This is a genomic window from Protofrankia symbiont of Coriaria myrtifolia (assembly GCF_900634755.1).
Taxonomy (GTDB): domain Bacteria; phylum Actinomycetota; class Actinomycetes; order Frankiales; family Frankiaceae; genus Protofrankia; species Protofrankia coriariae.
Window position 1 is genome coordinate 1 of record NZ_CAAAFS010000270.1, and the last position, 9,057, is coordinate 9,057.

Below are 9,057 nucleotides of genomic sequence, written 5' to 3' on the forward strand. Positions count from 1 at the left end.
TCACCGAACTCGCCGGCGCCACCCATGACCCCGGCGAGCGCCACCGGCCCGGAGTCGTCGGCGATGACGAGGTCCTCCGGGTCGAGTTCGCGTTTGACGCCGTCGAGGGTGACCAGCCGCTCCCCCTCGCGGGCGCGGCGCACCACGATCGGGCCGGACAGTTTCGCCCGGTCGAAGGCGTGCAGCGGCTGCCCCAGCCCCAGCATGATCAGGTTCGTGACGTCGACCGGTACCGAGATGGGCCGCATACCCGACAGGGCGAGCCGCCGGGCCAGCCGCAGCGGCGTGGCCGCGTCCGGCCGGACCCCGGTGACGACCCGGGCGACATACCGGCCGCAGGCGGCGGTGTCCTCCACCACGACCGGGTACCCCGCCGCACCCTGTCCAGCTCCGACCTGTCCAGCTCCGGCCTGTTCGGACGCGGCCTGTTCGGACGCGGCACCGGCGGGGTCGTCGAAGGGCAACCCGAACGCGGTCGCCGCCTCCCGGGCGATCCCGCGGATGGACAGGCCGTAGCCGCGGTCCGGAGTGACGGCGATGTCCAGCACATCGTCGGCGAGTTCCAGCAGCCCGGCGACGTCGGTCCCCACCGGGGTGTCCGGCGGCAGGACGAGGATGCCGCTGTGGTCGTCGCCGATGCCCAGCTCGCTGGCCGAGCAGATCATCCCCTCGCTGAGATGCCCGTAGGTCTTACGGGCGGTGATGGTGAAACCACCGGGCAGTACCGCGCCGGGCAGGGCCACGGCCACCCGGTCACCGACGGCGAAGTTGAACGCCCCGCAGATCACCTCGCGGGTGCCGGTCTCGGCCACCCGGACCCGCACCCAGCGCACGTTCTTCTTCTTGGCCTGGACGAGCTCGATCGAGAGCACCTCGCCGACGACTACGCCGGCGAGGTCGTGCCCGACCGGCTCGACGGCCTCCACCTCGAAACCGGCCCGGATGAGCGCGTCGGCGACCGCCTTCGCCGGCGGCAGGGCCGGGACGACCTCCCGCAGCCACGACATCACGATCTTCATGATCAGTTCCCCGTCCCGAACGAGAGGCCGAAGCGGACGTCCCCGTCGACGAAGTCCCGGATCTCATGGACGTCGTGGCGGATCATCGCGGCGCGTTCCAGGCCCATCCCGAACGCGAAGCCGCTGTAGCGGGCCGGGTCGACCCCGCAGGCGACCAGCACGTTCGAGTCGACCATCCCGCAGCCCCCGACCTCGATCCAGCCCTCGTCGGAGCACACCCGGCACGGCTGCCGGGCCGGCTCGCCCCGGCAGGCGAAGCAGGCGACGTCGAGCTCGGCCGACGGCTCGGTGAACGGGAAGTAGGACGGCCGCAGCCGGGTGGCCAGCCCCGAGCCGAACAGCGCCTGCGCGAAGGCCTCCAGCGTCCCGCGCAGGTCGGCCATGGTGATGCCCTCGTCCACCGCCAGGCCCTCGAGCTGGCCGAACACCGGCGAGTGCGTGGCGTCGATCGCGTCGTTACGGTATGTCCGCCCCGGGCAGACCACATACACCGGCAGCGGACGGGACAGCAGGGTGCGGATCTGCACCGGCGAGGTGTGTGTGCGCAGCAGCAGCCCGCTGCCCACCGGGTCGACGTAGAGGGTGTCGTGCGAGCTGCGGGCCGGATGGTCCGGGCCGAGGTTCAGCGCCTCGAAGTTGAACCAGTCGTGCTCGACCTCCGGCCCCTCGGCCACCTCGTAGCCCATCGCCACGAACACGTCCACCAGATGGTCGGACAGGGTGGACAGCGGATGGCGGGCCCCGCGCGGCCGGCGGGTGCCGGGCAGGGTGACGTCGACGCGCTCCTCGACGAGCACGCGGGCGTCCCGCTCGGCGGTCAGCTCGGCCAGCCGGGCCTCGTAGGCCGCGCGGACGGCGGCGGTGGCGGTGTTGTGCCGACGGCCGGCCTCGACCCGTTCGGACTGGGGCAGGGCGCCGAGCGCGCGGCGGGCGAGCGCCAGGGGGGCGCCCCGGCCGTCGAGGTGCAGGGTCCGCAGCGCGGCGAGCTCGTCGAGGTCGCCCGCGGTGGCGATCGCGGCGGACGCCTGGACACGCACCTCCTCGAGCCGGTCGGGGTCGAGCGCGCCGGGATCCACCGGCGCCGGGTCGCCACGCTGCGAGCTGGGACGCTGCGAGCCGGGGCGGCCCGGCTCCGTGCGCTTCGAGGCGGCACCCTCCAAGGCGGCACCCTCCAAGGCGGCACCGTCCGAGGCCGCGCCGCTCGAGGCGGCACGAGTCGAGCCGGGACGGTCCGCGCCCGGACGATCCGGGCCGGTGTGCTCCGGAGCGGTGCGTCTGGAGTTGGAGTCGCCTCCGGCGCTCGCTGCCGAGGGGTCGGGCACGTCCGACCGGTGTGGGTCGGCGCTCTGTGTGGACGGGGGCACGCTGGTCATCCTCGTTGATGGTGTTGCTCGTCGATGGCGGTTGTCCGCCGGCGGTGTGTTCTGCGTCTGTGTCACGGGTGTCTGTGTCACGGGTGTTGTGTCCGGGTCCGGGGCTGTCGGTGGTGCTGGTTGGGACCCGCACCGGTTCCCCGCCACGGTATGGGAAGTCCGCCCGCCGCGGGCAGGCCGCCAGGCCGGTCCGGGCCGCTCGTCAGGCCGGTGCTCCTTGGCCGGTGTGGATGCCGCTCGGCCGAAGCGAGTAGAGCCTGCCCGAGGAAGGATGATCTCTGGCCCGGTGGGCTTGGCACGACCGACCGGGCCCGGGTCGGGGCGCCCGCCGGGTGGTCACCGCTTCTCGCGTCCGGGTCGGACGACCGTCCGGGTCGGACCGGCCCCGCCGCCGGGGCGTCCCCGCCACCGGGCCGGCGGGCCGGCGGGCCGGGACGGTCAGGCGAAGACCGGTGCCCCGGCGGGCACCACGAATCGGAACTCCGCGCCGCCACCGGGCGCCCGGCCGACCGTGATGCTCCCGCCATGGGCCTCGATGAGCGCCCGGGCGATGTAGAGCCCGAGACCGGTGCCGTTCCCGCGGGTGGCCCCGCGCCAGAACTTCGTGAAGACCCGGGACGCGCTCGCCTCGGGTACGCCGTCGCCCTCGTCGGCCACGGTGACCTCGGCTCCGCTCGGGGTGCCGCGCATGACGATGGTGACGGTGCCGGCGCCGTGCCGCAGGGCGTTGTCCACCAGGTTGTGCAGCACCTGTTCGATCTTGTCGGAGTCGAGCCACATCTCGGGCAGCTCGCCCTCGGCGCGGACCACGAACCGGTCGTGGGTGGCCTCACCCGCCGCGACCTTGCCGTCGACGACCCGGCGCAGGGTCTGCCCGAGGTCCACGATCTGCTTGCGCATCTGGATCCGGCCGGAGTCGATACGCGAGACGTCGAGCACCTCCGCGAGCAGCCGGGTCACCCGGTCCGCATCGGTGTTGACGGTGTTGAGCATCAGCTTCTTCTGTTCTTCGGTGAAACGGTCCCACTTCGCCAGCAGGGTGGCGGTGAAGCCCTTGACGCTCGTCAGCGGCGAGCGCAGCTCGTGGGCGACGGTCGAGACCAGGTCGGCGCGGTTGCGCTCCATACGCTCCCGGCTGGCGGTGTCCCGCAGGGACAACGAGACGTGCGCCAGCTGCCCGTCCACCCGGACATAACGAACGGTGACGTTGAGGTCGCGCTCGTCACCCTGGCGGGCCAGGGTGAGGCGGCGTTCGGGCTGACCGGTCACCCTCGGCAGGCCGCGGGTGACCCGCGAGCACTCCCACCAGTCGTTGCCCCGCTCGTCCAGCAACGGCAGGACTTCGGTGAGGTGCTGGCCCGGGGTCGTGGCGGCGGACACACCGGTAATCCTGGCGGCGGCCGCGTTGAACACCTCGATCCGGCCCTCGCGGTCCACGATCACGATCCCGTCCGGGAGATCGTCCCAGTTCATCGGCAGCACGGGTGGCGGCTGGGCGGTGGCGGCCTCGCGGCGGGCCACCCCGTCCGCCCGCGGACCGGGGGCGGGCAGCGCATCCCCGTCGACCTCTGGCCTGCGGGCCTGGTCGGGAGCCGACGTGACCGTGTGCGTCACAGCCGTTCACCTCCCCCGACGCCTGCCGCGCCGGATCCGAGCCTCGCCTGTGCGCGCGCTGACGCGTACAGGCAGATCGCCGTGGCCACCGCAAGATTCAGCGACTCGGCCTGACCGTACACCGGTACCCGAAGTACCGCGTCCGCGGACACTACGGTAGCGCGCGGCAAACCTCGTGCCTCGTTACCGAACAGCCATCCGGTGGGTGTGTCCAACTCCCCCGCGTCCTGCGCGGTGTCGATGTCCCGCGGTGCGGAGGGAGTAGTCGCCACGATACGACAACCGTGCTCCCGGATCTGTCGTACGGCGTCAGCCACGCCGATGTCGGTGACGACCGGCAGGTGGAAGATGCTGCCCGCGGACGCGCGGACCGCCTTCCCGCCGAACGGGTCCACCGACGCCCCGGCGAAAACCACCGCGTCCGCGCCGGCGGCGTCCGCCGACCGCACGATCGTCCCCGCGTTGCCCGGATCCTGGGTGTCGACGCAGATCGCCACGAGGCGGGGCGTGTCAAGGTCCGCGATGCGGTGGCGTGGCTGCTCGGCCAGGGCGACCACCCCCTGCGGGGTCACGGTCTCCGACAGGGACGCCACCGCCTCGTCCGAGACGACCCGCACCGGTATGCCCGCCGTGCCGACGAGTTCCCCGTACCGGCCGGCCGCGGACGAGCCGACGAAGATCTCCCGCAGCGCCCCGGCCGCGAGCCCGGCGGCGACGGCCTGCGGCCCTTCGACCAGGAACTCCCCCCGGACACGCCGGACCGCCGGACGGCGCAGGCGCCGCGCGGCGAGCACCCGCGCCGAGCGCGGGCCAACGGGCGGGTCCGAAGCCACCGAGGGACGCGGGACCGAGGTGCGCGGGACAGCGCCGTCCGGCAACCCCCTCAGGCTGCCTGGGGCTGCTGCGGGGTCGCCGGCAGGGCGGCTCGCGCCACTTCGACCAGCGCGGTGAACGCCGCCGGGTCCGTCACCGCGAGATCGGAGAGGATCTTGCGGTCCACCTCCACGCCGGCCAGGCGCAGTCCCTGGACGAACCGGTTGTAGGTCAGCCCGTTCTGCCGGGCCGCGGCGTTGATCCGAGTGATCCACAACTGGCGGAAATCGCCCTTGCGGGCCCGCCGGTCGCGGTAGGAGTAGGTCATCGAGTGCAGGACCTGCTCCTTGGCCTTGCGGTACAACCGGGAGCGCTGGCCCCGGTACCCGCTGGCCTGCTCCAGAACCGTCCGGCGCTTCTTCTGGGCGTTGACCGCCCGCTTGACCCTTGCCATGAGCTGGAGAACTCTCTTTCGGTCGTGGCTGTCAACACCGCGTCGCACGGCGCTGTGCCTGCACAACACCGGTCGCGCGACACCGGTCACACAACGCTGCGCGACATGGCGCTGTGCGACATGGCGCTGGTCATACGGCGCCGCGTCGCACAGTGCCAGGTCGCGCAACACCGCGTCGCACGGCACCGGGTGGCGTGGCTCCCAGTTGGTGGGAGCTGCCGGCCAGCGGGCCGGAGACAGCATGAGCGTATTCTTCGCGCCGCCGGAGGCCCGCGCCTCCCCCGAGGGGATCAGGGGCCGCCGAGGGCCGGCTAGGTCAGCGTGCCAGTAGCTTCTTGATGCGTCCCTCGTCCGCCGGGCTGAGCCTCACCTCGTTGTCCAGCCGCCTGGTGCGCCGGCTGGACTTGTGCTCCAGCAGATGGTTGCGGTTCGCCCGGCGGCGCATCACCTTGCCGGAACCGGTGATCCGGAACCGCTTGGCCGCGCCGGTGTGGGTCTTCGTCTTGGGCATCTGGGCAATCCTGTAATCGAGCAGTGATTGATCTTTAACTGATCTGTGGCTGAGCGCGCTGAACGGTCGGGTCGTCGGCTGTCGGTCGTCGGTGGTCGCCGGTCAGACCCGGGCGGCCGGTTCTGGCGCACGCTGGGGCCGGGAGCCCTTGTGCGGAGCCATCACCATGGTCATGTTCCGGCCATCCTGCTTGGGCTGGGCCTCGACATAGCCGAGATCCGCGACGTCCGTGGACAACCGCTGCAGCAGCCGGATGCCCAGTTCGGGCCGGGACTGCTCACGGCCACGGAACATGATCGTTATTTTGACCTTGTCCCCGGCCCGCAGGAACCGCACCACGTGGCCCTTCTTGGTCTCGTAGTCGTGCGGATCGATCTTCGGTCGGAGTTTCATCTCCTTGATGACCGTCTGGACCTGGTTCTTACGAGCCTCGCGACGCTTCTGGTCGGACTCGTACTTGAACTTCCCGTAGTCCATGAGCTTGCAGACCGGCGGCCGGGCCGTCGGCGCAACCTCGACGAGATCAAGATCGGCCTCCTGGGCGAGCCGCATCGCCTCGGCGATGGCGACAATGCCGATCTGTTCGCCTTCAGGGCCGACGAGGCGCACCTCGGGCACCCTGATCCGGTCGTTGATGCGGGACTCTGCGCTGATGTGGTTCCCTCCGTGACTCGACGCGCGGACACGACCTGCCGCTGCGGAGCCCTGTGCCCGGTTGACCCGGACACCCGACCGACACGCCGTCATACAACGGCTCGGCCGACCGGCGACCCGGCCGTTGCACTGGCAACAGCATCCTGCGCCAGAACGACATCGGGTGGGAGGCAAGCCTCCGCTTGGCCTTGTTACGGGACCGAGCCGTTAGGGGGCAGAGTCCGGGTAACAAGCGGTCGACCGACAGCGTAGCAGAACAAGCCAGATACGACGATCACTTGACCATGGGACGTCAGCCCCCAGCGGTCAGGCCGATCGTCACGCGGGTGTGAACCTCGCCACATGTACGCGGACCCACCGACGCCGGCCGGGCGCCGCTCGCCGGTGCGCTCTCACGCGGCCTGACACAGCCCTTACGCGGCCGCGAGCTGGCGCAGCAGGTCGCCGTCGATGGTGGCCATGACCGGGCCTGCGATGTCGAGCACGATGGCGCGATGGCCCGCCCGCACCGCCTCCGCGCCGAGCAGACGCCCCGGGACGGGCACCGGCCGGGCCGCCCGCCGCCACCGGGCCAGGGCCTCGACGCTGCTGAAGGCCGGGATCGCGGTCGCGCCGGACGGCACCCGCAACGTCACCAGGACCATCTCGGAGGTCTTCTCCGCCCCGGTGTCGCCGTCGGTCTCCACCAGGCGCGCCTCGATCGCGACGAAGACCCGCGCACCGGCCAGCGCGGCGGCCACCGCCGGCTCGTCCCGGCTGACAAGAGCGGCCCGCAACGTCTCGTCGGCATCGCCTCGGTCACCCTGGCCGGAGGGGGTCAGCAGTTCCCGCTCCACCGCTCGACCTTACGCAGTCCCACCCGACGCGATCCCGCCCGCTCCCGACGCATGCGCTCCGGTACTTCTCCGACGCGTCCACGATACAGATTTCGCCGTGCCCGTCCCTCGGCGCCCACGGACGGCGTCCCGCCGCGTCCCGGCGACCCCGGTGGGCGTCGCCGCCGGAGATTCCCCGGCCGCCTTCCAGGTGAAGATCACCCTGTGTCGGGATCGACCGCGGCGGCGAGCTCACCGAAGGCGGCCCGGGTACGGCGCCGCAGGCCGGACCAGACCACCGCCCGCCCGTCGGCCAGCACAGGGTCGAACGGGACGACGACGATGTTGTGGGTGCGCTCCGCCAGCCGCGCGAGACGGCGGCGCGCGCGGCCGGACCACCGCGTCGGAGCGCTCTCCACCACCGCGATCGTCACGGAGTCGGCCAGCTCGCCCCGGCCGCTGCCGGCAAGCGCGTTCAGTGCGTCGTCCACGGCCGACAGCGCCACAACGCTGGCACGCACGGTCAGCACCAGGATGTCGGCCCGGGCCAGCAGCGCCGCCGGCAACGGGCGGCTCCAGCCCGGCGGGCCGTCGACCAGCGCCACCTCGTACCACTCCCCGACGGCCTCGAGCGCACGGCCGACCTCCTCGACCCGGCCGGCCTCCTCGACGAAATGCCCGCCGACGCCCGCGCCCGACGCTCCCAGCATGACGTCGAGACCCGCTGACGCCGGACCCGCCGGCCCTGTCGGGCCCGGCGAGCTTGCCGGGCCCAGCGGGCCTGCCGTAGCCAGCGGACCCGCCGGGCTCGTCTCACCGCTGCCGGGGACGAACCGGCGGATCTCGGGTAACAACGCCGGCAACCCGATCGCCGCGCGGGCGAACTCCCCCTGGCCGGGGGTGTGGCCTGCCCCCCGGCCGGCCACGCCCCCGGCCAGGGGGCCCAGCCGGGCGGCGAGCGTCCCGGGCTGGCCGGGAGACACGTCCACCGCGATGATCCGGTCACGGCGGGACGCCGCGAGCGCCATCGCGATACCGGCTGTCACCGTCGTCCGTCCGCAACCACCTTCGAGCCCGCCGATGTGCACCCACCGGCACCGGGTCTCGACCGTGTCGAGACCACCATGCCCGGCGGCCAGGCGGCCCGCCACGGTGGCCCGAGACCGTGGCGGGCCCGCGGAGACGGGACCGGCGCCGCCCCGGAACTCCCCCACGTCCGGAGTCCAGCCCGGCCCGTCCGACGCCCGCACCGGTGGGCGGCCGGCGGCGACCGGCGTTTCGAGGCCTCCCAGACCTGTACCCGGTCGGGTCCCGGCTCCGTCGGGCACGGTGACGCCACCCCCGAAGACTTCGGATCCGGCCTGGCCGGCCCCGCTGGCGCCGGCTCCGATGACACCGGCACCAGCGATGCCGGACCCGGTGACAACCGCCCCGGTGCCGCTGGCAGCCCCGCCGCCGCCCTCGGGTACAGCGGCACCGGGTGCAGGGGCTTCGGATACAGCGGCTCCGGCAACGCCGGCGTCCGGGGCGGTCGCCCCGATGACGCTGGATCCGGTGACGCCAGATCCGGTGTGGCCGACTCCGGTACCGCCAGATCCGACGAGACCGTCCTCGGCCCCGCTGGCCCCGCTGGCCCCGCTGGCCCCGCTGGCCCCGCTGGCCCCGACAAAGCCAGCCGCGGCTCCGCCGGCCCCGACAGCGCCCGGTCCGGTGAGGCGGCCTTCAGCGACGCCAGGCTCGGGGGCGCTGGCCCCAGAGATGCCGGATCCGGGGATAACAGGGCCGGAGACGCTCGATCCAGGGG

General features: G+C 72.9%; 8 protein-coding genes and 1 pseudogene. All 9 read right to left on the reverse strand.

Annotated features, from left to right (window positions below; translation table 11 throughout):
• Positions 1 to 1,019, reverse strand: a 1,019-nt coding sequence (locus CM1CMNOD_RS15170) for a phenylalanine--tRNA ligase subunit beta (RefSeq protein WP_131774052.1), incomplete at its 3' end; no start/stop codon positions are given.
• 2 nt (positions 1,020 to 1,021) lie between these two features.
• Positions 1,022 to 2,095, reverse strand: a complete 1,074-nt coding sequence (pheS, locus tag CM1CMNOD_RS15175) for a phenylalanine--tRNA ligase subunit alpha (protein WP_043606810.1) — start codon at positions 2,093 to 2,095, stop codon at positions 1,022 to 1,024.
• Positions 2,096 to 2,830: 735 nt separating this feature from the next.
• Positions 2,831 to 4,006, reverse strand: coding sequence for a sensor histidine kinase (locus CM1CMNOD_RS15185; RefSeq protein ID WP_013874483.1), 1,176 nt, complete (start codon positions 4,004 to 4,006; stop codon positions 2,831 to 2,833).
• On the reverse strand, positions 4,003 to 4,839 hold the full coding sequence (locus CM1CMNOD_RS15190; protein ID WP_013874484.1) for a TrmH family RNA methyltransferase: 837 nt from the start codon (positions 4,837 to 4,839) through the stop codon (positions 4,003 to 4,005). Before CM1CMNOD_RS15190 ends, CM1CMNOD_RS15185 begins: the two co-directional genes overlap by 4 nt.
• Before the next feature lie 50 nt (positions 4,840 to 4,889).
• Positions 4,890 to 5,273 carry a 50S ribosomal protein L20 gene (rplT, locus tag CM1CMNOD_RS15195; RefSeq protein ID WP_043603824.1) on the reverse strand — a complete coding sequence of 128 codons (384 nt, stop codon included), beginning with the start codon at positions 5,271 to 5,273 and terminating at the stop codon, positions 4,890 to 4,892.
• A 316-nt stretch (positions 5,274 to 5,589) separates the two neighbouring features.
• Positions 5,590 to 5,784, reverse strand: a complete 195-nt coding sequence (rpmI, locus tag CM1CMNOD_RS15200) for a 50S ribosomal protein L35 (RefSeq protein ID WP_013874486.1) — start codon at positions 5,782 to 5,784, stop codon at positions 5,590 to 5,592.
• 102 nt (positions 5,785 to 5,886) lie between these two features.
• Positions 5,887 to 6,531, reverse strand: a complete 645-nt coding sequence (gene infC, locus CM1CMNOD_RS15205) for a translation initiation factor IF-3 (RefSeq protein WP_013874487.1) — start codon at positions 6,529 to 6,531, stop codon at positions 5,887 to 5,889.
• Between the two features lie 320 nt (positions 6,532 to 6,851).
• A complete protein-coding gene (locus CM1CMNOD_RS15210; protein WP_013874488.1) occupies positions 6,852 to 7,274 on the reverse strand; it encodes an SseB family protein in 423 nt (140 codons plus the stop codon).
• A gap of 197 nt (positions 7,275 to 7,471) precedes the next feature.
• Positions 7,472 to 9,057 (reverse strand): annotated as a pseudogene (locus tag CM1CMNOD_RS15215) (ParA family protein); the annotation flags it as partial.